The sequence below is a fragment of the Devosia crocina genome, from assembly GCF_900116545.1.
GTDB lineage: Bacteria > Pseudomonadota > Alphaproteobacteria > Rhizobiales > Devosiaceae > Devosia > Devosia crocina.
This window is the reverse complement of the sequence record NZ_FPCK01000001.1, coordinates 1,017,614-1,042,772: the sequence shown is the minus strand read 5'-3', so window position 1 is coordinate 1,042,772 and position 25,159 is coordinate 1,017,614. Positions and strand designations below refer to the sequence as shown.

The 25,159-nt window shown below is 61.2% G+C and carries 26 protein-coding genes; 18 read left to right on the top strand and 8 right to left on the bottom strand.

Annotated features, from left to right (window positions below; translation table 11 throughout):
* Positions 1-21: 21 nt before the first annotated feature.
* The 7 genes from ppk2 to BM364_RS04835 all read right to left on the bottom strand — a co-directional run bounded on the left by ppk2 (position 22) and on the right by BM364_RS04835 (position 9,624).
* Positions 22-957, bottom strand: coding sequence for a polyphosphate kinase 2 (gene ppk2 / locus BM364_RS04875; RefSeq protein WP_092421626.1), 936 nt, complete (start codon positions 955-957; stop codon positions 22-24).
* 94 nt (positions 958-1,051) lie between these two features.
* Positions 1,052-1,867 carry an ABC transporter permease gene (locus BM364_RS04870; RefSeq protein ID WP_092421624.1) on the bottom strand — a complete coding sequence of 272 codons (816 nt, stop codon included), beginning with the start codon at positions 1,865-1,867 and terminating at the stop codon, positions 1,052-1,054.
* The gene (locus tag BM364_RS04865) at positions 1,864-2,655 is read right to left on the bottom strand and encodes an ABC transporter ATP-binding protein (protein WP_244542768.1); all 792 of its coding nucleotides are present in this window, start codon (positions 2,653-2,655) and stop codon (positions 1,864-1,866) included. The genes BM364_RS04870 and BM364_RS04865 overlap by 4 nt, the downstream gene beginning before the upstream one ends.
* A gap of 154 nt (positions 2,656-2,809) precedes the next feature.
* Complete coding sequence (locus BM364_RS04860; protein WP_092421621.1) at positions 2,810-3,829, bottom strand: ABC transporter substrate-binding protein; 1,020 nt, start codon at positions 3,827-3,829, stop codon at positions 2,810-2,812.
* Between the two features lie 180 nt (positions 3,830-4,009).
* Positions 4,010-4,927 carry a hypothetical protein gene (locus tag BM364_RS18735; RefSeq protein WP_210186387.1) on the bottom strand — a complete coding sequence of 306 codons (918 nt, stop codon included), beginning with the start codon at positions 4,925-4,927 and terminating at the stop codon, positions 4,010-4,012.
* Positions 4,928-5,339: 412 nt separating this feature from the next.
* Positions 5,340-6,266, bottom strand: a complete 927-nt coding sequence (locus tag BM364_RS04840) for a response regulator (RefSeq protein ID WP_092421612.1) — start codon at positions 6,264-6,266, stop codon at positions 5,340-5,342.
* Positions 6,253-9,624, bottom strand: a complete 3,372-nt coding sequence (locus tag BM364_RS04835; protein WP_092421609.1) for a hybrid sensor histidine kinase/response regulator — start codon at positions 9,622-9,624, stop codon at positions 6,253-6,255. Before BM364_RS04835 ends, BM364_RS04840 begins: the two co-directional genes overlap by 14 nt.
* Before the next feature lie 240 nt (positions 9,625-9,864).
* Between BM364_RS04835 and urtA the strand changes: the two genes are divergently transcribed.
* The 5 genes from urtA (at position 9,865) to urtE (ending at position 15,751) form a co-directional block, all read left to right on the top strand.
* The gene (gene urtA, locus BM364_RS04830; RefSeq protein ID WP_092421606.1) at positions 9,865-11,163 is read left to right on the top strand and encodes an urea ABC transporter substrate-binding protein; all 1,299 of its coding nucleotides are present in this window, start codon (positions 9,865-9,867) and stop codon (positions 11,161-11,163) included.
* Positions 11,164-11,339: 176 nt separating this feature from the next.
* Positions 11,340-12,947, top strand: a complete 1,608-nt coding sequence (urtB, locus tag BM364_RS04825) for an urea ABC transporter permease subunit UrtB (protein ID WP_092421604.1) — start codon at positions 11,340-11,342, stop codon at positions 12,945-12,947.
* Positions 12,948-13,104: 157 nt separating this feature from the next.
* A complete protein-coding gene (urtC, locus tag BM364_RS04820) occupies positions 13,105-14,295 on the top strand; it encodes an urea ABC transporter permease subunit UrtC (protein ID WP_092421601.1) in 1,191 nt (396 codons plus the stop codon).
* A gap of 5 nt (positions 14,296-14,300) precedes the next feature.
* Entirely contained in the window at positions 14,301-15,050 is a 750-nt protein-coding gene (gene urtD, locus BM364_RS04815; protein ID WP_092421598.1) for an urea ABC transporter ATP-binding protein UrtD, read from the top strand.
* Positions 15,047-15,751, top strand: a complete 705-nt coding sequence (gene urtE / locus BM364_RS04810; RefSeq protein ID WP_092421595.1) for an urea ABC transporter ATP-binding subunit UrtE — start codon at positions 15,047-15,049, stop codon at positions 15,749-15,751. The genes urtD and urtE overlap by 4 nt, the downstream gene beginning before the upstream one ends.
* A 55-nt stretch (positions 15,752-15,806) precedes the next feature.
* Here urtE and BM364_RS04805 read toward each other — a convergent pair whose 3' ends face one another.
* Positions 15,807-16,160 (bottom strand): hypothetical protein, encoded by a 354-nt coding sequence (locus tag BM364_RS04805; protein WP_092421592.1) that lies wholly within the window; start codon positions 16,158-16,160, stop codon positions 15,807-15,809.
* A 227-nt stretch (positions 16,161-16,387) separates the two neighbouring features.
* Between BM364_RS04805 and BM364_RS04800 the strand changes: the two genes are divergently transcribed.
* From BM364_RS04800 to ureG, 13 genes are all read left to right on the top strand, one after another.
* Positions 16,388-17,089, top strand: a complete 702-nt coding sequence (locus BM364_RS04800) for an urease accessory protein UreD (protein WP_244542767.1) — start codon at positions 16,388-16,390, stop codon at positions 17,087-17,089.
* 9 nt (positions 17,090-17,098) lie between these two features.
* The gene (locus BM364_RS04795; protein WP_092421587.1) at positions 17,099-17,401 is read left to right on the top strand and encodes an urease subunit gamma; all 303 of its coding nucleotides are present in this window, start codon (positions 17,099-17,101) and stop codon (positions 17,399-17,401) included.
* A 10-nt stretch (positions 17,402-17,411) separates the two neighbouring features.
* A complete protein-coding gene (locus BM364_RS04790) occupies positions 17,412-17,990 on the top strand; it encodes a HupE/UreJ family protein (RefSeq protein WP_092421584.1) in 579 nt (192 codons plus the stop codon).
* A gap of 11 nt (positions 17,991-18,001) precedes the next feature.
* Complete coding sequence (locus BM364_RS04785) at positions 18,002-18,307, top strand: urease subunit beta (RefSeq protein WP_092421581.1); 306 nt, start codon at positions 18,002-18,004, stop codon at positions 18,305-18,307.
* A gap of 99 nt (positions 18,308-18,406) precedes the next feature.
* Complete coding sequence (locus tag BM364_RS04780; RefSeq protein ID WP_092421577.1) at positions 18,407-18,826, top strand: hypothetical protein; 420 nt, start codon at positions 18,407-18,409, stop codon at positions 18,824-18,826.
* A 127-nt stretch (positions 18,827-18,953) separates the two neighbouring features.
* Positions 18,954-20,663, top strand: a complete 1,710-nt coding sequence (ureC, locus tag BM364_RS04775; RefSeq protein WP_092421574.1) for an urease subunit alpha — start codon at positions 18,954-18,956, stop codon at positions 20,661-20,663.
* Positions 20,663-21,796, top strand: coding sequence for a tetratricopeptide repeat protein (locus tag BM364_RS04770; RefSeq protein WP_092421571.1), 1,134 nt, complete (start codon positions 20,663-20,665; stop codon positions 21,794-21,796). The genes ureC and BM364_RS04770 overlap by 1 nt, the downstream gene beginning before the upstream one ends.
* Positions 21,797-21,901: 105 nt before the next feature.
* Entirely contained in the window at positions 21,902-22,330 is a 429-nt protein-coding gene (locus BM364_RS04765; protein ID WP_092421569.1) for an MliC family protein, read from the top strand.
* A gap of 6 nt (positions 22,331-22,336) precedes the next feature.
* Complete coding sequence (locus BM364_RS04760; RefSeq protein ID WP_092421565.1) at positions 22,337-22,927, top strand: hypothetical protein; 591 nt, start codon at positions 22,337-22,339, stop codon at positions 22,925-22,927.
* 19 nt (positions 22,928-22,946) lie between these two features.
* Positions 22,947-23,417, top strand: a complete 471-nt coding sequence (locus tag BM364_RS04755) for an urease accessory protein UreE (protein WP_092421563.1) — start codon at positions 22,947-22,949, stop codon at positions 23,415-23,417.
* On the top strand, positions 23,414-24,070 hold the full coding sequence (locus tag BM364_RS04750; RefSeq protein WP_092421560.1) for an urease accessory protein UreF: 657 nt from the start codon (positions 23,414-23,416) through the stop codon (positions 24,068-24,070). Before BM364_RS04755 ends, BM364_RS04750 begins: the two co-directional genes overlap by 4 nt.
* On the top strand, positions 24,067-24,498 hold the full coding sequence (locus BM364_RS04745) for a DUF3995 domain-containing protein (RefSeq protein ID WP_092421557.1): 432 nt from the start codon (positions 24,067-24,069) through the stop codon (positions 24,496-24,498). The genes BM364_RS04750 and BM364_RS04745 overlap by 4 nt, the downstream gene beginning before the upstream one ends.
* A 17-nt stretch (positions 24,499-24,515) precedes the next feature.
* On the top strand, positions 24,516-25,148 hold the full coding sequence (ureG, locus tag BM364_RS04740) for an urease accessory protein UreG (RefSeq protein ID WP_092421554.1): 633 nt from the start codon (positions 24,516-24,518) through the stop codon (positions 25,146-25,148).
* The last annotated feature ends 11 nt before the right edge of the window (positions 25,149-25,159 follow it).

The window sequence follows — 25,159 nt, the reverse complement described above, 5'->3', positions numbered from 1 at the left end:
CGTCCCTGGGGCGCGAGAGGGCTAATAAACCGCCTTCACATACATGTCCTGCGGCACGGGTCCGCGGATGTAATCGGGATGGCGGATGCGCTCGGGCAGCACGATCTCGGATTTGGGCACGTCCTCATAAGGCACCGCCTCCAGCAGATGAGCGATGCAATTGAGCCGAGCGCGTTTCTTGTCGTCCGCCTGCACCACCCACCACGGCGATTCCGGAACATGGGTGCGAGCCAGCATATCTTCCTTAGCCTTGGTGTAATCCTCCCAATGCCGGCGGGACTCCATGTCCATGGGCGACAGCTTCCACTGCTTGAGCGGATCCTGGATGCGCATGCGGAAGCGGAATTCCTGCTCCTCATTGGTGATCGAGAACCAGAACTTGATCAGGATAATGCCCGAGCGGATCAGCATCTTTTCAAATTCCGGTACCGAGCGGAAAAACTCCTCAAGCTCGTCGGGCGTGCAAAAGCCCATGACGCGCTCGACCCCGGCGCGGTTGTACCAGGAGCGGTCGAACAGCACCATTTCGCCGGCCGCCGGCAGATGCGGAACATAGCGCTGGAAATACCACTGCGTCTTTTCGCGGTCCGAAGGCGCGGGCAGAGCTACAACGCGGCACACCCGTGGATTGAGCCGCTGCGTGATCCGTTTGATCGCGCCGCCCTTGCCGGCGGAATCGCGACCTTCGAAAATCACCGCAACCTTCAGTTTGCTATGGGCAATCCAGTCCTGGAGCCGCACCAGTTCGTGCTGCAGGCGGAACAACTCGCGGAAGTAGATGTTGCGATCGAGCGACTGCCGCCCTTCCCGCTCGCTGCCATCGGCAAAGGCCTCGAGCTGATCGTCCTCGAACTGCAGCTCCAGCTCCTCATCGAAGCTATCGGTGATCTCTTTGCGGATACGGTCGAGCTCAGCCTCGAAATTGTCGAAGCGGGCGGATTGGTCGAAATCGTTCATCAGAGCGCACTCCTGGTCCGGTCCTCATTGGCCACACCAGGATTGCATTTTCGTGACAGCTTGGCGCCCCGTAATACAGCGCGCCTGCAACCGGCTAATTGGCCATGGTCGAGCGATGCGCCCAGCCCGTCATGCGTTTTTCAACCCATGCCATCAGCGCATACATAACGATACCTTCCACCGCCAGCATCAGCAGCCCGGCAAAAACGAGCGGCACGTTGAAGTTGGATTGTGCCGAGGCCATCATGTTTCCAAGGCCCGAATTGGAGGCCACGGTCTCGCTCACCACCGAGCCCACAAAGGCGAGCGTGATCGCCACCTTGAGCGAGCCGAAGAAATACGGCATCGAGCGCGGAATACCCACCTTGAGCATGATGTCCATTTTCTTGGCCCCGAGGGCCCGCAGCACGTCCTCGGTCTCTGGCTCGATCGTCGCAAGCCCCGTGGCGACATTGACGACGATGGGAAAAAAAGAAATCAGGAACGCCGTGAGCACCGCCGGCACCGTCCCGATTCCGAACCAGATGACGAGGATCGGCACAAGCGCGACTTTGGGAATGGCATTGAACCCGACCATGATCGGATAAAGCCCGGCATAGATGGTCTTTGACCAGCCGATGAACAGCCCGATACCGAGCCCCGCAACCACTGCAATGAGAAATCCGAGCACGGTCGTATAAAGCGTCTGCATCGAGTTCTTCCAGATCGGGGACCAATACTGGACTATGGCTTCGAAGACGCGTGTGGGTGTCGGCAGGATCGTATGCGGCAGGCCTGAGATGCGGACGCCTACCTCCCAGAGCACGAACAGACCGATCGTATAAAAGAGAGGCGCCAGCCGCACCCAGTTGATCCGCACGGCCGGCCGTGGCGGCGCAGCGATCGGCGCAGTCTCGTCGAGCGTCGTCATGCTGCAGCCCTCGCCGTTGCAATTTCCCCGTGCAGCTTTTGCACCATCTCGTTGAATGCTGGCTCATAAAGCAAGTCGAGCTGCCGCGGTCTCTCGAAGGGCACCATGTGCTCGGCGATCACCCTGCCCGGTCTGGCGCTCATCACCACGACCTTGTCGGCCAAAAACACGCTTTCGCGCAGATCATGTGTCACGAGAACAATAGTCACGTCCTGGCTGGCGTGAAGATCGCGGATGACGCACCAGAGTTCCTCGCGCGTAAAGGCATCGAGCGCCCCAAACGGTTCGTCGAGCATCAGCAGTTCCGGCTCGTGAATCAGCGCCCGGCAGAGATTGGCCCGCTGCTGCATGCCGCCCGAGAGCTGCCAGGGGAACTTGTCGCCGAATCCCTTTAGCCCAACTGTTTCGAGCAGCTTTTCGGCCTTGGCGACGTATTCCGACTTATGGCTGCGCAGCCGGCGCCGATGCTTCTCGACGATTTCGAGCGGCAGCAAGATATTTTCGAGCGTTGTGCGCCAGGGCAGCATGGTCGGATTCTGGAACGCCATCCCCACGATTGAAACAGGCTTGGTCACCTGGCTATTGGCGACAATCACCGACCCGCCCTGCGGAATATGCAGCCCGGTAGTAAGCTTCATCAGCGTGGACTTACCGCACCCCGAAGGCCCCACCACGGCCACGAACTCACCACGCCCGATCCGGAGATTGAGCCCACTTACCGCCAGCGTGCCACTAGGCCCGCCATAGCGCATATCGACATTTTCGATGGAAACCAGCGGCGATGCCATGCCCGATCCTCGTGGAAGCAAAAGGACCGCTCCGGGCCAATCCCGTTCCCTCGGAAGAACGGCCCGGAGCGGAAGACCCAGGCGCCCTTTTCGCCCGGGATAGAGCGCTCTCTCCCCGTCAATCAGGGAGAAAGCAGAGGTCGCGTTTGCTGTCTTACGGCAGCATGCGCTCTTCTGCCGGTGGCAGATACTGTGCGTCGAAGACGTCGGCAGCGGTGACATTGCCTTGCAGGCCCATCGAAATCTTCAGCGTCTCGATGGAGGCGGAGAGCCGTGCTTCATCGATGCCGCCAAAACCGTTCTCGACCACATAGGGAGTTCTGATGTTCATCTCGTTCGCCATGGTCAGGCGTTCGGTCTCAGTGTTGATGTCGAGCGTTTCGTTGCGCGCGAGAACCGCCGCCGCGCCTTCTTCGGGATTGCTGACAGCATCGGCAAAGCCCTTGGCCAGCGCACGGAGGAATCCGGTAACCGCTTCCGGGTTTTCCTCAGCAAAGGTTTCGTTGACCATGATGGCGTTGCCGTAGAGGTTGAGCCCGTTATCGGCAAACAGGATCGTGGCAATGTCATCGTCCGGCACGCCATTGGCCTTGAGATTGAGGATCACCGAAAAGGCAAAGCCGAACACGGCATCTACGTCGCCCGAAGCGAGCATCGGCTCACGTACGGGAAACCCGATGGATTCGAGGGTGATCCCCGATGTATCGATATCGGCTGCTTCAACAAACGCAGCCCACTGCGCGAAAGCGCCGTCCGGCGGTGGCGCGCCCAGCGTCTTGCCTTCGAGCGATTTGGGATCTTCCGTAACGCCCTGCGACTTTCGGCCGATCACCGAAAACACCGGCTTGTCATAGACCATCATGATGGCCTTGACCGGCTGGCTGCTGTCTTCATCGAGGAACTTGATCAGCGAATTGATATCGCCAAAGCCGAACTGGTAAGCACCGGTTGCGACACGCGGGATCGCTTCCACCGAGCCATTGCCGGTGTCGATCGTGACATTAAGCCCTTCCTCGGCAAAGTACCCCTTGTCCTGCGCCAGCAGGAAACCGGCAGCCGGCCCCTCGAAGCGCCAGTCGAGCGTCAGCTTGACATCAGACTGCGCGACGGCAGGCATCGAAAAGGCGAGCGAGCCGAGCAGCAGAGCGGCAGTAATGTGCCTGCGGTTGAACATGAAAAATCATCCCCAAGGTAAGTTCACCAGGGAGACAATCTCAGCCACAGCATGCGCGCAAGTCTTTTGTGCTTATTTTGAAGACAGAATTTACATCTGCCCACATAAGCGCCACCTTGCTGCCCGAATTGGCAGCACATGTGGGAGGAGGGCCGGTTGTAACCGGCCCTCTTGCTGTTGCTAGTACACGAACATCGTCAGCTGGTTACCGCGATGCTGCACGGCGAAAACCCGGTCCACACTGTAGCTCGAGCGCGTCAGCGATGCGCTGAGCAGGCCATCACCCTGAATGGCCGAATGGAGAGACGGCCCGAGACCCGTGGCTGCAAGAGATGCCGCCAGCCAGCTCTGCACTTCCGGGCAAAGCTCGACGCGACGGATCTGCACGTTGCTGGCCCGCTGCCAGCCTGCGCCGATGGAAGTGCCACGCAGAAGACGTTCGATCTCGCGCGGCGAGGTGCCAGCGCACGCGGCGCTGCCGTTATTGCCGGAGCTACCGATGATGGAGCCACCGCTACCGCCGCCATTGCCGCCACCGCCGTTGCCGCCACCGCCGTTGCCACCGTCACCATTACCGCCGCCGTTACCACCGCCGCCATTACCGCCCCCGCCGCCATTGCCGCCGCCACCGTTGCCACCGCCGCCGCCGCCACTGCCGCCGCCGCCACTGCCGCCGCCGCCGATGCCCACGCCAACAGTCGCCAAGCTGCCGCCACCAACGGTAGCATCCACACGGATATTGTTGTTCAGGAGATCGACGTCCGCGTCCACCAGACTACTGCCGCCGACCGTGGCTCCGACATTGGCCGCGTTGCCGAGCACATTTGCATCGACTCCGAGAATGGAGCCACCGCCCGAACCGACAGTTGCGTTAACCACATCGGTTTGCCCGCCCACCTGAACGTCGACAAGCTGACCGCCGCCGCCGCCCACGCCAACATTGACGAGGCCGGAATCCGAGGCGCTGCCGGACCCGATAGTCACCAAAGCGCCCGAGTCTCCATCACCGACAATGCCAAGCAAACTGTCGGCCTGAACCGGAATGCTCACTCCTCCCAGCAAGACGAAGGGAAGAAATGAGAGCGCATGTCTAATCATAGCTCTTCTCCATCCTTGCGGCTGATTGCCACAGCAGAAGGTACGATCTGAAGCGAACTATCGTTGCACTCATACGTGTTCACCACGCATCCTGGTTAACCAGGTTAGTACACGTACAACTCAAGTGAATCTAAATTGTAGCAACAAACAAAAAGGCGCGGAACCGGAGTTCCGCGCCCCATCGGGGCTACAGCAAAGGAGCGTCAACCTTCCTGCCACCGCCGACTTTCCGGGCTGATCCGCATCTGGGATCGCCGCATGACCACCGCAGTTCTTGCGGGTTCGCGATCAGAACGGGTGTGTCACGTATCAGTTCCCGAACATGCAATCACATCGCCTGTGATAGGAATGACCACGCATCAGGTTGATGCTGCGAGATTATCCTGCACGTACAAACGCGGGCCGACAGCGCCTATAGATCGTATCCAACCTGCATGGTCTGTATTGCCTTGATGGCGGCCGAGGCGCGGTTTTCCACCCCCAGCTTGGTGTAGACCTGCTCGAGGTGCTTGTTCACCGTGCGTGGGCTGAGCCCAAGGATCTCGCCGATATCGCGGTTGGACTTACCCCGCGCAATCCAGAGCAAAACCTCGCTTTCCCGCTGCGTCAGCCCAAAATGCTGCCGTAAACTATCCTCCTGACCTTCGTCCTGCGCTCCGGCGAGCCGGAACAGATATTCCTCCCCACCAACGACACCGAGAAAGGAGAACTGCAACTTTGGCGCGCCGGGCTGTGAAAGATCGAACCCGCTTCCGGGTGTCCCTTCGCCGTGCTCCTTCCGCCATGCAGTGAACGCTTCGGACATGTCCTTCTGGCGCGAAGGATCGAATCCGGATCGCTCGAGCAGCTTGTTGGCCTGTGGCGTCGACCACAGAACCGCACTGTGGCCTGAAAAGGCGACCAGATGGCGCCCCGCAGCATCAAGGGCGATCCGCGCGCTTTGTGCCCTGCGCGCATTGGCTAGGTGCACGCGAATGCGGGCGCGCAACTCATCGACATCGATGGGCTTGGAAAGATAATCGACACCGCCGCTCTCAAGCGCATGAACGATGTGCTCGGTGTCTGTAAGGCCGGTCATGAAGATGACAGGCACATGAGTCAGCGGCGCCATGGCTTTGAGCCGGCGGCAGGTTTCGAACCCGTCGAGGCCGGGCATGACAGCGTCCATCAGCACCACGTCTGGTGTGATCCGCTGCGCGATACCGAGCGAGGCCTCCCCGTTCCGCGCCACTAGTACGGTGACTCCTGCGTCTTCAAGCGCCGTGGTCAAAAACCCCAGCGACTCCGGGGAGTCATCCACCAGAAGAACGATATCCTGATCTTTTTCAATCCGGCTCATGGCTGATCCGTTCGAGAAGCTCGGCATAGGCATCGAAGTCGAAGGCACTCAGGTGACTACGTAGGGCACGAACGAGCGGCTCATTGCCGGGCTCGCCCGCCAACGCGTTGAGCTTGGCTTCGATCCCGCGCACATGGCCGATCTGCCCCAGATTGGCCAATTCGCGCAAGTGCTCGATACCGGGCGAGCGCAACTGACCGGCAAATGGCACAGCGCCGCTCTCGGGCTCTGCGTAGGTCCAGTCGAGGCCAAGCAAGGCGCCGATCTTGTCCAGCAATTGCGTGAGATCGAAGGGTTTCGCCAAGGCGTCATTGTGCCCCGCATCCCGGCTTGCCGGTCCAGCCCCATCCCCAATATTGGCCGAGAGCATTACGATCGGCTCGGCCACACCCCGGTCGCGCAGCGCCGCGACCAGATCCCAGCCGCTCATGCCAGGCATACGGATATCGACAAAAAAGATGTCTGGTCGCTCCATCTTGAAAAGATCAAGACATTGACGCCCACCGCTTGCTGTCACAACAACGAAGCCGAGTGGCACCAGCATGTCGCGCGTCAGTTCGCGATGGTCTTCATTGTCGTCGACCACCATCACCTTGCGTACCGAGCCGCCATATCCAATCACGCGTCGCGGATCGATCAGCCGCTCGGCCGGACGTTCCACCTTTGTCAGCATCAGCCGCGCCTGGAAGCGGGTTCCCTCGCCCACCACACTCGACACGGTGATCTCCCCGCCAAGCGTTTCCGTCAAAAGCTTGGTTATGGTCAGCCCAAGGCCCAGCCCCGGCGTGAACCGGTTATGCTCCGCCTCGCCGCGCACGAAGGGCTCGAAGATATGCTCAAGATCCTGCGTCGAGATACCGCTGCCGCTGTCGCTGACCATGAAAGTCGCCACCTGCATGCGGTAGCCAACCTCGAAACTGACATGTCCGGAAGAGGTGAACTTGATGGCGTTCGAGAGCAGATTGACCAGGATCTGCCGCAGCCTTTTCTCGTCGGTGCGGACATAAACCGGCAATGCCTTCGCTCTTGCATGCCGGAACTCCAGCCCCTTGGCGGCAGCCTGCAGCCGGAACATATCGACGATCTGGTCGAGGAAGTCCTGGATGTTGATCTCGTTGGAGTAGACATGCAGCCGGCCCGCCTCGATCTTTGAAATGTCGAGCAGCCCGTCGATCAACCCGGAAAGATGCTCGGCGCTGCGGCGGATTACCTGCACCGAGCCGCGCCGGTTTTCCGGCACCCCGGGGTCTCGCTCGAGAATCTGTGCATAGCCCATCACCGCATTGAGCGGGGTGCGCAATTCATGGCTGAGCCCCACCACATAGCGGCTCTTGGCCTGATTGGCGGCCTCGGCCTTCTCCTTGGCGCGCTGCAATTCAGCATCGGTGCGCCCGTGCGCGTCGATCTCCTTGAGCAAAAGAGTGTTCTGCCGGCTGCTTTCTTCTTCGGCCACGAGCCGGCTGTCATGCGCCAGCACCAGGAACCAGGTCATGATCCCGGCCGCCACCGCAAACACAAAAAACACCACCAGCAGCGTTCCGCCCACCACATCTGCGGTGTTCGGTGCCGAGCGGCTGGCAAAGGAGTAGATCAGGCCCAAAATGCTCCCGAGAATTGCCGTGGCGATACCCATCGACAGACTGTAGCGCCCGAGCCGCGTCTGCAGTTTGGCGATGGCCCAGGGCGGCAGGATGCTCGCCGCCACCGCATGCGTCTGGGCGCGGAAATGCGCATGCGGCTTGCACATGTCATGGCACCGCGCGTCGAGCGAACAGCAAAGCGAGCAGATCGGGGCAGCATAAGCCGGACACCACGCCATGTCTTCAGGCTCGAACGGATGCTCGCAGATCGAGCAGGTCAGGGTGCTTTTCGACCGCCACGACTTTCGCGGCTTGCGCGCCAGGTAATACTTTCCACCTGTCGCCCAGGCGATGGTGGGCGAGGCGATAAAGCAAACGACCAGGGCGACGTAAGGGGCTAGAGCCGCCGCCATGTCCCCGAAGGCTCCAAAATGCGCCGTCAACGCGATGCTGACAGAGAGCAGCATCGAACCGACCCCGACCGGGTTGATGTCGTAAAGATGCGCGCGCTTGAACTCGATGCCCGGAGGAGCCAGCCCGAGCGGCTTGTTGACGAAAAGATCGGCCGAGATCGAACAGAGCCAGGCCATGGCGATAATGGAAAAGATGCCGAGCGTCTCTTCCAGAAGCCGGTAGATGCCCAGTTCCATGAGCAAGAGCGCAATCGCCACGTTAAACAGCAGCCACACCACGCGGCCGGGATGGCTATGGGTCAGCCGCGAAAAGAAATTGGACCACGCGAGCGACCCTGCATAGGCGTTCATCACATTGATCTTGAGCTGGCTCACAACGACGAACACAGCCATCAGCATCAGCGCGAGCAGTTCGTTGGGGATCATGTAACCGAACGCGACCGCGTACATGTACCCGGGCTCGGCGGCATGCTCGGGTGAAATGCCCGCCGAAAGCGCGAGGAACGCCAGAAACGATCCAGCGATCAGCTTGGGCGCGCCGACCACCACCCACCCTGGCCCGGCAAGGAAGATGCCCAGCCGGTGCCGCCATTTCGGAGCACCCTCCGCCGGCAGGAAGCGCAGGAAGTCCACCTGCTCGCCGATTTGGGTCATCAACGCGAGGATCACCGCCGAGGCGGCCCCGAACTTGGCGATGTCGAATGGCGCGATCGTGCCCGCTGCACCTTCCGGCTGCCCTAGCCCGGCAAAGGCCCGCCACAGGTCGAACTTCTCCCAATCGAGAAATGCGATGAAGATGAAGGGCAGGATGTTGAGCACGATCCAGACCGGCTGCGTCAGCACCTGAAAACTAGAGATCATCCTGATCCCGTGCGTCACCAACGGAATGACGATAAGCGCCGAGATGATATGTCCTATCCAGAGCGGAATACCAAAAGCCAGCTCCAGCGCGCTCGACATGATCGAGGCTTCGATGGCGAAAAGGATGAAGGTGAAGCTGGCATAGATCAGCGATGTGACTGTGGATCCGATATAGCCAAAGCTCGCGCCGCGAGTCAGCAGATCGACATCGACGCCATGCCGCGTCGCATAGCGTGAGATCGGCAGACCCACCAGCAGAATGGCGATCGAGGCGATGAGGATCGCGATCAACGCATTGGTCGTGCCATAGGAGAGCGTGATGCTGCCCCCGATCGCTTCGAGCGCCAGAAAAGAGATGGCGCCGATGGCGGTCTGCGAAATTCGATCGCTTGAAAAGCGCCGCGCCGACTTGGCCGTGAAGCGGAGCGCATAGTCTTCCAGCGTCTGGTTCGCCACCCAGCGATTGTATTCGCGCCTGATGGGGATGATCCGCTGCCGCGCCATTGGTCGCCCAAGCCTTAACCAGAATTCTGTGCTGCTCAAAAATTCGCCAACGGCCTTGTAGCACGACTTCAGCCAAAATCACGCGGTTTTTCAGGCGCTTCCGCAGCAAAGCGGATTCAGCTCCGCAGCTGGTTACGTCAATCGACGTATAGGGCAGCAAAAAAAAATCGTCTCACTTGCCCCTATCGAGGCGCCTCCCTTGGCTGTCTCCCCGAGTCAACACACTAGAGGGACGATCACATGAACTTCTCGCGCACCAAGAGCGCTCTGCTTGCTGCAGCACTCGCCGGCGGCATTGCTTTGCCCATTGTTCCCGTCCTGGCGCAGGACGACACCATCAAGGTCGGCATCCTCCATTCGCTCTCGGGTACGATGGCGATTTCGGAAACGACGCTCAAGGACACGATGCTGTTTCTGATCGAGCAGCAGAACGCCAAAGGCGGCGTGCTCGGCAAGCAGCTCGAGCCGGTGGTCGTCGATATCGCATCGGATTGGCCCCTCGCAGCCGAACTGGCTCGCCAGTTGATCGAGGTCGATGGTGTGGACGCGGTCTTCGGCTGCTGGACCTCGGTTTGCCGCAAGTCGGTTCTGCCGGTCTTTGAAGAACTCAATTCGCTCCTCTTCTACCCCGTTCAGTACGAAGGCGAGGAATCCCAGCGCAACGTCTTCTATACCGGCGCCTCTCCCAATCAGCAGGCCATCCCGGCTGTCGACTACCTGATGAACGAAGAAGGCGTCGAACGCTGGGTTCTTGCCGGCACGGACTATGTCTATCCCCAGACCACCAACAAGATCCTTGAGCAGTACCTGCTCGACAAGGGTGTCGCATCGGACGACATCATGATCAACTACACCCCCTTCGGTCACTCCGATTGGCAGACCATCGTCTCCGACATCAAGACCTTCGGCTCCGCCGGCAAGAAGACAGCCGTGGTATCGACCATCAATGGCGATGCCAACGTTCCCTTCTATCGCGAGCTCGGCAATCAGGGCGTGATGGCCGAGGACATTCCCGTGGTCGCCTTCTCGGTGGGTGAAGAGGAGCTTTCCGGCTTCGACACCACCCCGCTGGTCGGCCACCTTGCGGCCTGGAACTACTTCATGTCGGTTGATACGCCCGAAAACGAGGCGTTCATCGCCGATTGGCAGAGCTTCATCGGCTCCGAGGACCGCGTCACCAACGATCCCATGGAAGCCCACATGATCGGCTTCAACCTCTGGGTGAAGGCCGTCGAAGCTGCCGGCAGCACCGATGCCGACGCTGTCATCGACTCCATTGTTGGTCTCGAAACGCCGAACCTGACCGGCGGCACGGCAACCATGCTGCCGAACCACCACATCACCAAGCCTGTGCTGATCGGCGAAATCCAGGACGACGGCCAGTTCTTCGTGGTCTGGGAAACTGAAGACCTGGTTCCCGGCGACGCATGGTCCGACTTCTTGCCCGAGAGCGCCATGCTGGAAGCCGATTGGACCGCCCCGATCAACTGCGGCAACTACAACACCGAAACCCAGACCTGCGGCGGCACTGCGCAGTAAGGGGTCACCCACCTGTCCTCCCCCTCCAGAAGGGGGAGGAACTGGCTGGTGACCGGGCCAGAACATCGCCCGATCACAAATCTTCTCCTCCCCCTTCTGCAGGGGGAGGCCGGGAGGGGGTAGCGACCAGCACCACTCTCTCTGACATCTCAACCGCGACAAGGACTTCCCAAGCGATGCTGACTCATTTTCTCCGCCTGGCGCTTCTCACCCTGTCGCTTCTCCTGCCCGCGCAGTTCGCACAAGCGCAACCCACTGACATCCCGGCGCGCATCGCCGCTATGGGCGAAGCGAACCTGCGTGAACTCACATCCATCGTCACCGACCTCGCCGCCACCGGCGACCCTGCGGTCGTGCCAGTTCTGACAGCGCTCGGCGGCGGCAATCTTTATCTCGACGAAACCTCGGGACGGATCGTCATTCAAGGCCGCTCGGCGATCACCGACCCTCTGACCGGCGAAGAAGTCGACCTCGGCGCCGGCGCCGATCTCTCCCGCATCAGGGTCAATAACAGCCTGCGCCGCGACATCGCATCGGCCCTGGCGGGCATGACGCTGATGAGCGACAATCCCGCAACGCGCTTCTCTGCCGCTCAGGGCTTTCTCGCCAAACCCGATCCCATCAATATTCCCCTGCTCGACGAAGCCATCGCCGCCGAAACCGACAGCAACGTCCTGCGCCTCATGCAGGCCGCCCGCGCCGTCACCATCCTGTCCGACAGCGAAGCCGGCATCGAGGACCGCCGGGCGGCCGTTCCCGGGGTCGTCGCTGGTGCTGGCCGCAATGCCATCACGATTCTGACAGGCGCTCTCGCCAATGCACCCGATGAGCTGCGCCCCACGATCGAGGCCGCTCTGGCGGGACTCGAACAAAGCCGTGCCGTCTGGTCGGCTCTTCAAAATGTCTGGTTCGGCGTTTCGCTCGGCTCCGTTCTTCTGCTTGCCGCCATCGGCCTTGCCATCACCTTTGGCGTCATGGGCGTCATCAACATGGCCCATGGCGAGATGGTCATGCTCGGCGCCTACACGACCTTCTTGGTTCAGCTGGTGATCCGCCAGAGCTTTCCGGGGCTTCTCGATTATTCCCTGCTCATCGCTCTGCCCGTCGCCTTCCTAGTCACCGGCGCCATCGGCGTCGGCATCGAGCGCGGCATCATCCGCTGGCTTTATGGCCGCCCGCTCGAAACGCTCCTTGCCACCTGGGGTCTCTCGCTCATTCTCCAGCAGACCGTGCGCTCGATCTTCGGCCCCACCAACCAGATGGTCATCGCCCCCACCTGGATGTCCGGCTCCACCGACTTCTTCGGCCTCGCCATCACCTATAACCGCTTCTGGATCGTTATCTTCGCGCTGATCGTCTTCTTCATGCTGCTGCTGATCCTCAACCGCACCCCGCTCGGCCTGCAGATGCGCGCGGTGACGCAAAACCGCCGCATGGCGTCCTCGATGGGTATCCGCACGCCCTTTGTCGACGCCATGACCTTCGGCCTCGGCTCCGGCATTGCCGGCCTTGCCGGTGTCGCCCTCACCCAAATCGACAACATCTCTCCCAATCTGGGGCAGAACTACATCATCGACTCTTTCATGGTCGTCGTCTTCGGCGGCGTGGGCAATCTCTGGGGTACCTTTGTCGGCGCGCTGACGCTGGGCATCGCCAACAAGTTCCTCGAACCCTATGCCGGCGCGGTCCTCGGCAAGATCCTGATCCTTGTGCTGATCATCCTCTTCATCCAGCGACGTCCCCGAGGACTGTTTGCGCTCAAGGGTCGGGCGGTGGAGCAATGATGGTGAATGTCCCCTCACCCGTCTCGGGCTACGCCCGATCCACCCTCTCCCGAAGTGGGAGAGGTATGGTGCCCCCCTCTTGTTCTTCTCCCTCTCGGGGAGAAGGTGGCGCGCAGCGCCGGATGAGGGGGACTCTGTCCATAACTGGAAATATCTTATGCTGACCCAAGCCCTCCTCCGTGCCCTCGACAAAAAAGCCGTCTGGGTCATCGGCATCTTTCTCGCCGTGGCCATCCTCGTGCCGATGGCCAACCTGCTCATCCCGCCGGGACAATTCGGCCATGTGCCCACCTACATGGTGTCGCTCTTCGGCAAATATCTCAGTTACGCCATGCTGGCGCTGGCGCTTGACCTGGTCTGGGGCTATTGCGGCATTCTCTCGCTCGGGCATGGCGCATTTTTTGCGCTCGGTGGCTACGCAATGGGCATGTACCTCATGCGCCAGATCGGATCGCGCGGCGTATATGGCAATCCGGTGCTGCCCGATTTCATGGTGTTCCTCAATTGGAAGGAACTGCCCTGGTACTGGCTCGGCTTCGACAATTTCTGGTTTGCCATGGCCATGGTAGTTGTGGTTCCCGGCCTTCTCGCCTTCGTCTTCGGCTTCTTCGCCTTCAGGAGCCGCGTCACCGGCGTCTATCTTTCCATCATGACCCAGGCGATGACATTCGCCCTGCTCCTCGCCTTCTTCCGCAACGACATGGGCTTCGGCGGCAACAATGGCCTGACCGACTTCAAGGACATTCTCGGCGCCCCGGTTCAGGCGCAGACCACACGCGTTGCGCTTTTCGCCGCAACGGCGGTGGCGCTGGCCCTGTCGGTGCTCGTCTGCTCGATGATCGTCAATTCCAAGCTTGGCAAGGTCATGATCGCCGTTCGCGACGCCGAAAGCCGGACCCGGTTCATCGGCTACCGCGTCGAATACGTTAAGCTCTTTGCCTTCACTGTCTCCGCGATCATGGCCGGCATCGCCGGCGCCCTCTACGTTCCACAGGTGGGCATCATCAATCCCGGCGAATTCGAGCCCGGCAATTCCATCGAGGTGGTCATCTGGGCAGCAGTTGGTGGTCGCGGCACTCTGGTTGGTCCGATCATTGGCGCCATCGCAGTCAATCTCGGAAAATCATGGTTCACAACGGCCTTTCCCGAGTTTTGGCTCTTTGCCCTCGGCGCGCTCTTCATCTTTGTGACGCTCTTCCTGCCCAAAGGCATCGTCGGGCTCTGGCAGCAGATTTTCGAACGGCGCCGCAAGACCCCTGCCCCACCGTCGCCAAGCCAATCCGCCGATGTGGAGCGCGGGAAAGATCCTGCCAGCTTCAGCAATCCCCAACCCAGGCCCGCGGAGTAGCGCCGATGAGCAAAGCCCAGGATACGATGCTCTACCTCGATGGCGTCTCGGTAGCGTTCGACGGCTTCAAGGCGATCAACAATCTTTCGATCATCGTCCGCCCCACAGAGATGCTGGCGATCATCGGTCCCAATGGCGCGGGCAAGACGACGATGATGGACATCATCACCGGCAAGACCCGCCCTGATACGGGCGACGTCATGTTCGACGGTCGCACCGACCTCACCCGGCTTGACGAGGCCGCTATCGCCAATCTCGGGATCGGGCGCAAATTTCAGAAGCCGACCGTGTTCGAAAGCCATACGGTCTGGGACAATCTGGAAATGGCGCTCCGCAAGCCGCGGGGCATTTTCGCCGCGCTTTTCTATACCCCCAGTGATGACGACATAGCCCAGATCACCGGCATTCTCGAAACTGTACGTCTCCTGCACCGCAAAGATGAACTCGCCGCCAATCTCAGCCATGGGCAAAAGCAGTGGCTCGAAATTGGCATGCTGCTTGCACAAGATCCCAAGCTTCTGCTGGTCGACGAACCCGTCGCCGGCATGACCGACAGCGAAACAGGGGAGACGGCCAAATTGCTGCGTGAAATCGCCCAGACCCGATCCGTGGTCGTCGTCGAACACGACATGAGTTTCGTACGCGAACTGGGCTCGCGCGTGATCTGCCTGGCCGAAGGCGCAGTGCTGGCCGAAGGCTCGCTCGATCAGGTCAGCGCCAATCCTGTTGTCATCGAAAGGTATCTGGGACGATGAGCCTTGCTCTGTCAGTCAAGACGGTCGACCTCCACTATGGCGCCGCCCAGGCGCTCAAGGGCATTTCCATCGACTGCGCACCGGGACGAATCACGGCAGTGCTCGGCCGCAATGGGGTGGGCAAATCCTCCACGCTCCGCGCCATCACCGGCATCAATCACGTTTCCTCGGGCACCATCGCGTTTGGCGAGGATACCTTGAAGCGCACACCGCCGTATAAACGCGCCAGGATGGGCATCGGCTATGTGCCGCAAGGGCGTGAGATTTTCCCACTGTTGACGGTGAGGGAGAACCTCGAGACCGGATATGCCGGCCTTGCCCGGAATGAGCGCAATATCCCCGCTTATATTTTCGAGCTCTTTCCCGTACTGAAATCCATGCTCGGCCGGCGCGGCGGCGACCTGTCGGGCGGCCAGCAGCAGCAGCTCGCTATCGGTCGTGCGCTGGTTACGCGTCCCAAGGTACTGGTTCTCGATGAGCCGACCGAAGGCATCCAGCCCTCGATCATCAAGGATATCGGCCGCGCCCTGCAATTCCTGCGCGATGAAAAAGGCATGACCATCCTGCTTGTCGAGCAGTTCCTCGATTTCTGCCGCGAAGTAGCGGACGACATCTACGTCATGGACCGCGGCGAGATCATGCATACCGGTCCCGCCAGCGATCTCGATCGAGCGGACGTGCGCAAGCATCTGATGGTCTAAAAAAAAAGCACCCGGCAAATGCCGGGTGCCCTGAAAGGCTGCGATGAGCCAGTTCTTACATGGTGACGAAACCGCCATCCACACAAGCCTGCAGGCTGATCGTTTCGAGGTCGATGGTGGAGGTAGCGTTTGCAGCCTCGTTCACGCCAGGAGCGTTTTCGACCAGGGCATCGTTGCCGGCAGTACCTTCATTGGTGTTGCTGCCGATCGAGTTGCTGTTGGCATCGCCCGAGGTCGCGCTCAGCGACTCGGTGGCTTCAGCATTGGCGAGGCCGTCACAACGCTCCTGAACCAGCGGCACTTCGTTCTCGGGAACGGTGGTGCCATTGATGGTCATGCCTTGGGCGAAAGCAGCACCGGAGAAAGCAACGGTAAGAGCGACAACGGACAAAGCAGATTTGATAGTCATTCCAATAACCTCTTGAAAAAACTCTATGAAAGAGCGCTTGCTCGGCTATACAACGACGCTTCCCCGGGATCGTTGCAATGAATTTCGCGCTTATGCCTCAAGATCAGGCATATCTGCCTACTCCCACCTTGCAGCGGGCACGTGGCATCGCGCGCATAGGCACGCAGCAACGCGACGGAAGGACTTGTCTCAAAACGCTTTTTCAGGAAGGCTGTTGCAAGATCCGCATGCCGAAGACGCATTCTTCGGCTCTCGAAGCCGTGTTCATCAACACCGCTGGTGGCATTACCGGCGGCGATCACCTGCAATGGGGCGCAAGCGTTGCGCCACAGGGCCGGCTTGTGGTCACCACCCAGGCCTGTGAGCGCAGTTACCGCTCGACCGGCGACACCGCACATGTCCATACCAGGCTTCGTGTTGGCGCGGGCGCTCATCTTGACTGGCTGCCGCAGGAGACGATCCTCTTTGAAGCCAGCAAGCTCGATCGGCAGCTCGATATCCACCTTGAAGAAGACGCGACGCTCACCGCCATCGAAGCCGTCCTCCTCGGCCGCGATGCCATGGGCGAACAAGCCCTTTCAGCAGAAATCTCGGACAATTGGCGCATCCGCCGGAATGGCCGCCTCGTCCATGCCGAAGCAACCCGCATCCGCGGCGGCATCGATGAACGCCAATCGCTATCCCTGCTCGCAGGGAACCGCGCCTTTGCCTCGGTCGTGCACATCGCGCACAATGCCGATGCTGCGGAGGCCCTTCTCCGCCGCGTTCGAGCGCGCGATGGCGAGGGCATGATCGGCGCAAGCACAACCGGCGAGCGACTGGTAGTTCGCGCAATGGCCCAGACCGGGCTTGCGTTGCGCCGCCTTCTTGTTCCAACCCTTGTCGAACTGACAGGCGCTGGTGCCCTGCCGCGCCTTTGGCATCTCTAGGACCGACCGATGAATCTCACCCCCCGCGAAAAAGACAAGCTGCTGATCGCCATGGCGGCCATCGTCGCCCGCAAGCGTCTCGAGCGCGGCGTCAAGCTCAACCACCCTGAAGCGGTGGCGCTGATCACCGATTTCGTGGTCGAGGGCGCACGCGATGGCAGACCGGTTTCCGAGCTGATGGAAGCCGGAGCTCATGTCATCACCCGCGATCAGGTCATGGAGGGCATTGCCGAAATGATCCACGACGTCCAGGTCGAGGCCACCTTTCCCGACGGCACCAAGCTCGTCACCGTTCACCAACCCATCCGCTGACAGGACCATCATGCTCAAGCGCACCCTTCTCGCCCTTGCCATCGCCGCGACCGCCACCGTTCCCGCCTTCGCGCATCTTGATCCAGTCGAGCATGGTTCCTTTGCGGCCGGCTTCGATCATCCCCTCCATGGGCTTGATCACCTGCTCGCCATGGTCGCGGTCGGCCTTTGGGCTGCAGCCCAGAGAGGCCGCGCCATCTGGCTGGTTCCCGCAGCCTTTGTCGGCACCATGGCTCTGGGCTTCGTCGCCGCGACCATCGGCATGCCCCTGCCCCTCGTCGAACCAGCGATTCTGGCTTCGGTGATTTTTATCGGCATCGCCATCGCACTGGCTTTGCCTATCCCCACTCCGGCCGTCGCTGCGCTCGTCGCTTTCTTTGCGCTGTTCCACGGCCATGCCCATGGCAGTGAACTTGGCCATGCCGGCGCCCTTGAATTTGCCGCCGGCTTCGTGCTCGCCACCGCTCTCCTTCATGCCGTGGGCATCGGCATCGGCCTGCTCTTTAGCCGGTTGGGCGGCAAGCTCCTCGGCCGCATCGCTGGTCTTGCTACGGCGCTGAGCGGCGTCTGGCTCGCCTTCATCGCATAGAGGACTGATCCATGATCCCGGGCGAAGTCATCACCACGACAGGCGACATCGAACTCAACGAGGGGCTCGATCAGACCGTGCTGGAGGTCGCCAACACGGGCGATCGTCCGATCCAGGTCGGCTCGCATTATCATTTCTATGAAACCAATGCCGGCCTCAGATTCGATCGCGAAAAGACCCGCGGCATGCGGCTCGATATCGCAGCCGGCACTGCCGTGCGCTTCGAGCCGGGCCAGAGCCGGGAGGTGCGGCTCGTGCCGATCGGCGGCGCGCGCCAAGTCTTCGGCTTCCGCCAGAAGATCATGGGAGCGCTCTAGCCGTGTCGCTGCGCTTGGGCGATTTACCCCTTCCACCATGGCCATCCAGGCCGATTGATGCTTTAAGCGTCATCGATCTTTGCTGCCTTCTGGATTGCCATGACTGCCCAAGCTCCCGACACCGCAACTCGCAACGCCGAATTCAAGCAGCGCTTCGCCGCTGTTCTGGCCGACATTCAGCAAACCGGCGGCCAGGATGGCGAGTCCATGGCCCTGATCGGGAGCCTGGCTGCGGAACTTTCGGCCAATCTGCAGCAACCAAATTGGTCTTCTGCCAAGTCGGTGATGTCTCGCCAGACATACAACGATCTGCTCAAGATCTTCGAGCAACGCGGCAACGAACATCACTCCGCCGGCCGCGACAGGCACGCCTATGCCATCCAGGCCCTGGCCATGTCTCTCGTTGCATCCACCATGCGCGCCGATCCGCAGCTGGCGCAGGGCGAGAAAATGCTCGATGCGGTGATCGACCGCTCGGTCGCCGTTTTCCAGACCCAAGCCTTGAAGTCGCGCCACTAGCACGTAGCAGAGCTATACCGGCCCTCCCCTCTCTGAGGTCCGCCGACTCTTTGTGCCCCTTTTCCCGCACGGTCCTGACAGGCCGGGCGCTTTTCCCGTTTTCTCCAGTTAGCCCCGGAGTTCGCCCATGCCTGCCCGCATTTCCCGCGCCACCTATGCCGACATGTATGGCCCCACGACGGGCGACAAGGTGCGCTTGGCCGACACCGAATTGTTCATCGAGGTCGAAAAGGACTTCACCACCTATGGCGAGGAGGTCAAGTTCGGCGGCGGCAAGGTCATCCGCGACGGGATGGGCCAATCCCAGCGCACGCGGGCCGAAGGGGCCGTCGACACCGTCATCACCAATGCGCTGATCGTCGACTATACCGGCATTTACAAGGCCGATATCGGCCTCAAGAACGGTCGCATCGCCGGCATCGGCAAGGCCGGCAACCCGGACACCCAGTCCGGCGTCGACATCATCATCGGCCCCTCGACCGAAGCGATCGCCGGCGAAGGCAAGATCGTCACCTCCGGCGGCATGGACGCCCATATCCACTTCATCTGCCCCCAGCAGATCGAGGAAGCCTTGATGTCGGGCGTCACCACCATGCTCGGTGGCGGATCCGGCCCCGCCCATGGCACCCTTGCGACCACCTGCACCGGCGCCTGGCACATCGAGCGCATGATCGAAAGCTTCGACGCCTTCCCGATGAACCTCGCCATTGCCGGCAAGGGCAACGCGGCCGTCCCTGCCCCGCTCGAGGAAATGATCCTCTCGGGCGCCTCCTGCCTCAAGCTGCACGAAGACTGGGGCACCACCCCAGCGGCCATCGACAATTGCCTTTCCGTCGCCGATGCCTTCGACGTGCAGGTGATGATCCATACCGACACACTCAACGAATCCGGTTTTGTCGAGGACACGGTCGGCGCCTTCAAGGGCCGCACCATCCACGCCTTCCACACCGAAGGCGCCGGCGGCGGCCATGCCCCCGACATCCTCAAGGTCGCGGGCCTGCCCAACGTCATTCCCTCCTCGACCAATCCGACCCGTCCCTACACGGTCAACACCATTGCCGAGCATCTCGACATGCTCATGGTCTGCCATCACCTCGATCAGAACATCCCCGAGGACGTCGCCTTCGCCGAGTCGCGCATCCGCAAGGAGACTATCGCTGCCGAAGACATCCTCCACGACATGGGCGCCCTCTCGGTCATTTCATCGGACAGCCAGGCCATGGGCCGGGTCGGCGAAGTGCTGATCCGCACCTGGCAAACCGCCGACAAGATGAAGCGCCAGCGCGGTAGCTTGCCCGAGGAAACCGGCGACAACGACAATTTCCGCGTTCGCCGCTATATCGCCAAATACACAATCAATCCCGCCATCGCCCATGGCATGAGCCAGCACATCGGCTCGGTCGAAGTCGGCAAGCGCGCTGACCTCGTTCTCTGGAACCCGGCCTTCTTCGGGGTCAAACCCGAAATGGTGCTGATCGGTGGCTCGATTGCCGCTGCGCCCATGGGTGATCCCAATGCCTCGATCCCGACGCCCCAACCCATGCATTACCGCCCCATGTTCGCCGCCTATGGCAAGCTGGTCAGCCGGTCCTCCGTCACCTTCATCTCGCAGGCCGCTCATGATGCGGGCCTCAGGAATCGTCTCGGTGTCGACAAGGATCTGCTACCCGTCTGCAACACGCGTGGCGGCATCGGCAAGGCGGCCATGAAGCTCAACACCGCCACTCCCAACATCGAAGTGCACCCGGAAACCTATGAAGTGCGTGCCGATGGTGTACTTCTCACCTGCGAACCGGCTACGGTGCTGCCGATGGCACAACGATATTTCCTGTTCTGATGAAAAAGCCGGTCGGCACACTGCCCCGAGGTCTTCCGACCGATCCGATCCTCGCCCTCCGCGCGCGGGAACTGCTGGCCAGCGCCCAACAGTTGCAGGAGCAGGGCAAGATTGCCGATGCTGCCCGCCTCAGCGCCCAGTTGGTGAATGTCGCGCCAGATCTGGCCGAGGGTCATCAACTCATGGGCAACCTCGCCATGCGCACCGGCGCGACCGAGATTGCCACTGTCAGCTTTGGACGCGCCCTCGCCCTCAAGCCCCGTTCGGCTGATCTCCACATTGCCCTTGCTCAGGCCCTTCTCGCAGCCAAAAAGCCGCAAGCCGCGGCTGAGCTTCTTGAAAAGGGCCGCAAGCTTCATCCCAATAACGCCGGCATCTTCCGTGAGCTAGGTCAGGCCCAGCTCGATCTCGGCCAGCCCGCAGCAGCCCTCAAGAGTTTTTCCCGCGCCACCAAGCTTAGCCCGTCCGATCTTTATTCGAGCCACATGCTGGCAGCGCTCAGCCAGGACGGCGCGCCAGACACCGCCTATGTCGCCGAACTCTTTGATTCCTACGCCGACACCTTCGATGCACATCTCACCGGCACCCTAGACTATCAGGTCCCCCAAGCTCTGGCTGGTCTCGTCGCCAAACACGGGCCGGCGCGCGCACCAACTCTCGACGTCGGCTGCGGCACCGGCCTCATGGGCGCAGCTCTGCCCGAGACTCACCGCCCGCTTGATGGCATCGACATCGCGCCTAAGATGATCACCAAGGCCGGCGAACGCGGCATCTACCGCCATCTCGCCGCAGGCGATGCGCTTGCCGTTCTCCAAAGCGACGGGAATTTCGCCGGCCCCTATGGGATGATCGTTGCGACCGATGTGTTTATCTATATCGGCGACATCGCCCGCCTCTTCGCCGCCTTGGTTTCTCGCCTCCAGCCTGCCGGCCTTCTCGCCTTTTCGGTTGAAAGTCACGACGGCGAAGGTCTCGCCATCCGCTCGAGCGGGCGCTTTGCGCATGCCGGGGCCTATGTGCACGATCTGGCTAAAGCCAACGGCCTGACGCCCCTTGAAGAACAGGCCCATCCGATCCGCCTCGAGCGCAACACGCCTATCCCCGGAACGCTGTTCGTCTTTCGGCAGGATTAGAGCCAATTCGGAGGCGCAACAGCTTGCAAGAACAATCAATCACCACGATTGTGGCTATCTATTCGGTAGTGCTTCGCACCACACCAAATAACCCGAGCTAGAGCCATGATCGATCTCAAGACTACCCTGGCCGTCGGACTTGTTGCCTTCGCCACCGTCCCACTCGCAGCTCAGGAAGCTGCACCCGCCGTCGCGCCTGCAGAGGCCCCCGCCCCTCCCCTCGTCAGCGCTGGCATCACCCTCACGCTTGAAAGCGAGACCGATATCGAGCGCCGCGTCGTCATCTACCAATGCGACAATGGTGAGGGCTTCCGCGTGCAATACATCAATGCTGCGCCCAATTTCCTCGCCATTCTGCCGGTCGAGGGCGAGACGCACCTGTTCGCCACCGCGCTCTCGGGCTCCGGCGCGCGCTATGTGTCGGGCCCTTACGAGTGGTGGAGCAGCGGAGACGAAGCAACGCTTCGCGACGTTCAGTCCGACGAGGATGCCGCCCCGCTTGCCACCTGCCTTGCTGCCCGCAATACCCCATAGGCCGCCATGGACCCGACGCCGACTGCCGCCGAGATCTTCCCCCATATGCGGGTTGTCATGGGCACTGTCGTCGGGCTGGGCATCACCCGGCTGCTGATGACCTTTGCTGGCATGATCCAGCATCCCCATCGCAATCGGTGGTCCACCCTGCACCTGCTCTGGATGGGCTCGCTCCTGCTCGAGCTCATTTTATTCTGGTGGTGGGAATTTGCGCTGTTCAGGCTCGAATTCTGGACCTTTGGCGTCGCGCTGTTCCTGATCGGCTATGCCATCACGCTGTTCCTGCTCGCAGCGCTGCTCTCGCCGGACAATATTGCCGACTACGACGGCTACGAGGATTTCTTCCTCAAACGCCGCCGCTGGTTCTTCTCCATTTTGGCCGGCACGTTCGTTCTCGATACCGTCGACACCCTGATCAAGGGCGGCCGACACCTGGAGCGTTTCGACTGGAGCTACTTCGTCCAGGTGCCCGTCGGCATGGTTTTATGTGTGCTCGCCTGGCGCTATGCCGATCGGCGGTTGCACCTTGCCATAGTTGGCATACACCTCCTCCATCAGTTCTATCTCACCATCCGCTTCTTCACCTTCGCAGGTTGACCGAGGACCCCCGCCTTCAATGCTCCGCGCCAAAGCTCATCTCCCCGCCGGCCACGGCCACGACGTCATCGACACCATCACGCTCGCCCATGACGAACGCCGGCTGCGCCGCAAGCTGCTGACCGGGCGGAATGGCACCGAAGTCACGGTCGACTTCCCGAACACCGTCACGCTTGACCATGCCGGCGCTCTCGAACTCGAAGACGGGCGCCGCATCGGCATCCTTGCCGCCAGTGAACTCCTCTATGCCGTTAGCGCTCGCGATACCGCGCATCTGTTGCGCCTCGCCTGGCATATCGGCAATCGCCACACCCCAGCCCAGCTCGAAGCCGGACGCATTCTGATCAAGCGCGATCATGTGCTCAAGACCATGCTGGAGGGCCTGGGTGCCACCGTTGCCGAAGTGACCGAGCCCTTCTTCGCCGAGCATGGCGCCTATCACAGCCACAGCCATGCCGAACCCTCGCACGCTCTGCTTGCCCGCAAGTGAGTGCCGATCTGCAAAAACTGCTGACCTGGCTCTCGCCTGCCTTTCCGGTGGGGGCTTTCGCTTGGTCTGCAGGCCTTGAGACGGCCATCGTCTCCCGTCTCGTCCATGATCGCGCAACCACCGAAAACTGGATAAGCGGCGCTCTCGGAAACGGCAGCATCAAGACCGATGCCATCATCCTCGCTCATGCGCATCAGGCCCATGGCGATCCGCAAGCCGTGCAGGACCTCGCAGATCTTTGCCTGGCGCTCACGCCATCCCGCGAACGCTTGTCGGAAACCACGATGACCGGTAGCGCCTTTGCTACCGCATCCGCTGCATGGCCGCTGGTCGCCGCGCCGGTTCTTCCTGATCCCTGCCCCTACCCCGTTGCCGTTGGGGTCCTGGCCGGAGCCCATGGCATCGACAGGCGCGACACTCTTCTCGCCTTTCTTACCGCAACGGTGCACGGGCAAGTCTCGGTCGCGGTGCGTCTCGTCCCCATCGGACAGACCGATGGCCTGGCCATCATGGCTGCACTCGAGCCGGCGATCGCAGCGCTTGCCGATCTGTGCCAGCATGCCGCACTGGACGAGATCGGCACCGTCGCCTATGGCGCAGACATCGCGCAGATGCAGCACGAAACGCTGCCCACAAGGATTTTCCGCTCATGAACATGTTCATCGCCTCGCTGATGTTCATTGCTCTTTTCGCCGTCTCGCTGGCGCATTTCCTGTGGTCCCTCGGCCGCACCTGGCCGATCCGCAATGAAAAACTCCTCGCCCAGACGGTTGTTGGCTTTCGCGACATCGAACGCATGCCGCCGCGCCTCGCCTCCTTCGCGATTGCCCTCGGCTCATTTGCCGCGGGCACATACGCGCTGGCCCTTGCCGATCATGACAGTGGCGGCATCTGGCTCAATCTTGGCGGCCTGGCGCTGGCCGCGCTGTTTCTCGCCCGCGGTATTCTCGGCTTCACGCCCTGGTGGCAGCAACTCACCCCCGAAGCGAATTTCCGCCTCAACGACCGCCGCGTCTATTCCCCGCTCTGCCTCGCTCTGGGGCTCGGCTTTCTCGCCCTCGTGTTTTTCCGCCTCACCTGATCCCGGAGGACCTCGTAATGAACAAAAGTCTCAACGGCCCCCTCCGAATCGGGATCGGCGGTCCCGTCGGCTCGGGCAAGACGACCTTGTGCGAAATGCTGCTCAAGGCCATGCGTGACCGCTATTCCATGGCCGTCGTCACCAATGACATCTACACACGCGAAGATGCGCTGATCCTGTCGCGGGTTCAGGCCATATCTGAAGACCGCATCGTGGGCGTCGAAACCGGCGGCTGCCCGCATACCGCGATCCGCGAAGACGCCTCGCTCAACCTCGCCGCCATCGATGACCTCAATCGCAGGTTCCCCGATCTCGATATCATCCTGATCGAGAGCGGCGGCGACAATCTTGCAGCCACCTTCTCACCCGATCTTGCTGATCTGACGATCTATGTGATCTCCGTTGCCCAGGGCGAGAAGATCCCGCGCAAGGGCGGCCCCGCCATCTCGCGATCCGATCTCCTCGTCATCACCCATACCGATCTCGCTCCACATGTCGGTGCGAGCCTCCAGGTGATGGAAAGCGATACCCAGAAGGTGCGCGAAGGTCGGCCCTATGTCTTCACCGATCTCCTGCGTCGCGAGAGTCTGGACCAGATCATCGGCTTCATCGAAAAGCACGGTGGCTTCGAGGCAGTGGCTGCCGAGTAGCCGCCGCTCGG

What these genes read in the sequence shown, in the direction of transcription:
- ppk2 (WP_092421626.1), bottom strand. Translation starts at nt 957, where the DNA reads ATGAACGATTTCGACCAATCCGCCCGCTTCGACAATTTCGAGGCTGAG.
- BM364_RS04870 (WP_092421624.1), bottom strand. Translation starts at nt 1,867, where the DNA reads ATGACGACGCTCGACGAGACTGCGCCGATCGCTGCGCCGCCACGGCCG.
- BM364_RS04865 (WP_244542768.1), bottom strand. Translation starts at nt 2,655, where the DNA reads ATGGCATCGCCGCTGGTTTCCATCGAAAATGTCGATATGCGCTATGGC.
- BM364_RS04860 (WP_092421621.1), bottom strand. Translation starts at nt 3,829, where the DNA reads ATGTTCAACCGCAGGCACATTACTGCCGCTCTGCTGCTCGGCTCGCTC.
- BM364_RS18735 (WP_210186387.1), bottom strand. Translation starts at nt 4,927, where the DNA reads ATGATTAGACATGCGCTCTCATTTCTTCCCTTCGTCTTGCTGGGAGGA.
- BM364_RS04840 (WP_092421612.1), bottom strand. Translation starts at nt 6,266, where the DNA reads ATGAGCCGGATTGAAAAAGATCAGGATATCGTTCTTCTGGTGGATGAC.
- BM364_RS04835 (WP_092421609.1), bottom strand. Translation starts at nt 9,624, where the DNA reads ATGGCGCGGCAGCGGATCATCCCCATCAGGCGCGAATACAATCGCTGG.
- urtA (WP_092421606.1), top strand. Translation starts at nt 9,865, where the DNA reads ATGAACTTCTCGCGCACCAAGAGCGCTCTGCTTGCTGCAGCACTCGCC.
- urtB (WP_092421604.1), top strand. Translation starts at nt 11,340, where the DNA reads ATGCTGACTCATTTTCTCCGCCTGGCGCTTCTCACCCTGTCGCTTCTC.
- urtC (WP_092421601.1), top strand. Translation starts at nt 13,105, where the DNA reads ATGCTGACCCAAGCCCTCCTCCGTGCCCTCGACAAAAAAGCCGTCTGG.
- urtD (WP_092421598.1), top strand. Translation starts at nt 14,301, where the DNA reads ATGAGCAAAGCCCAGGATACGATGCTCTACCTCGATGGCGTCTCGGTA.
- urtE (WP_092421595.1), top strand. Translation starts at nt 15,047, where the DNA reads ATGAGCCTTGCTCTGTCAGTCAAGACGGTCGACCTCCACTATGGCGCC.
- BM364_RS04805 (WP_092421592.1), bottom strand. Translation starts at nt 16,160, where the DNA reads ATGACTATCAAATCTGCTTTGTCCGTTGTCGCTCTTACCGTTGCTTTC.
- BM364_RS04800 (WP_244542767.1), top strand. Translation starts at nt 16,388, where the DNA reads ATGCCGAAGACGCATTCTTCGGCTCTCGAAGCCGTGTTCATCAACACC.
- BM364_RS04795 (WP_092421587.1), top strand. Translation starts at nt 17,099, where the DNA reads ATGAATCTCACCCCCCGCGAAAAAGACAAGCTGCTGATCGCCATGGCG.
- BM364_RS04790 (WP_092421584.1), top strand. Translation starts at nt 17,412, where the DNA reads ATGCTCAAGCGCACCCTTCTCGCCCTTGCCATCGCCGCGACCGCCACC.
- BM364_RS04785 (WP_092421581.1), top strand. Translation starts at nt 18,002, where the DNA reads ATGATCCCGGGCGAAGTCATCACCACGACAGGCGACATCGAACTCAAC.
- BM364_RS04780 (WP_092421577.1), top strand. Translation starts at nt 18,407, where the DNA reads ATGACTGCCCAAGCTCCCGACACCGCAACTCGCAACGCCGAATTCAAG.
- ureC (WP_092421574.1), top strand. Translation starts at nt 18,954, where the DNA reads ATGCCTGCCCGCATTTCCCGCGCCACCTATGCCGACATGTATGGCCCC.
- BM364_RS04770 (WP_092421571.1), top strand. Translation starts at nt 20,663, where the DNA reads ATGAAAAAGCCGGTCGGCACACTGCCCCGAGGTCTTCCGACCGATCCG.
- BM364_RS04765 (WP_092421569.1), top strand. Translation starts at nt 21,902, where the DNA reads ATGATCGATCTCAAGACTACCCTGGCCGTCGGACTTGTTGCCTTCGCC.
- BM364_RS04760 (WP_092421565.1), top strand. Translation starts at nt 22,337, where the DNA reads ATGGACCCGACGCCGACTGCCGCCGAGATCTTCCCCCATATGCGGGTT.
- BM364_RS04755 (WP_092421563.1), top strand. Translation starts at nt 22,947, where the DNA reads ATGCTCCGCGCCAAAGCTCATCTCCCCGCCGGCCACGGCCACGACGTC.
- BM364_RS04745 (WP_092421557.1), top strand. Translation starts at nt 24,067, where the DNA reads ATGAACATGTTCATCGCCTCGCTGATGTTCATTGCTCTTTTCGCCGTC.
- ureG (WP_092421554.1), top strand. Translation starts at nt 24,516, where the DNA reads ATGAACAAAAGTCTCAACGGCCCCCTCCGAATCGGGATCGGCGGTCCC.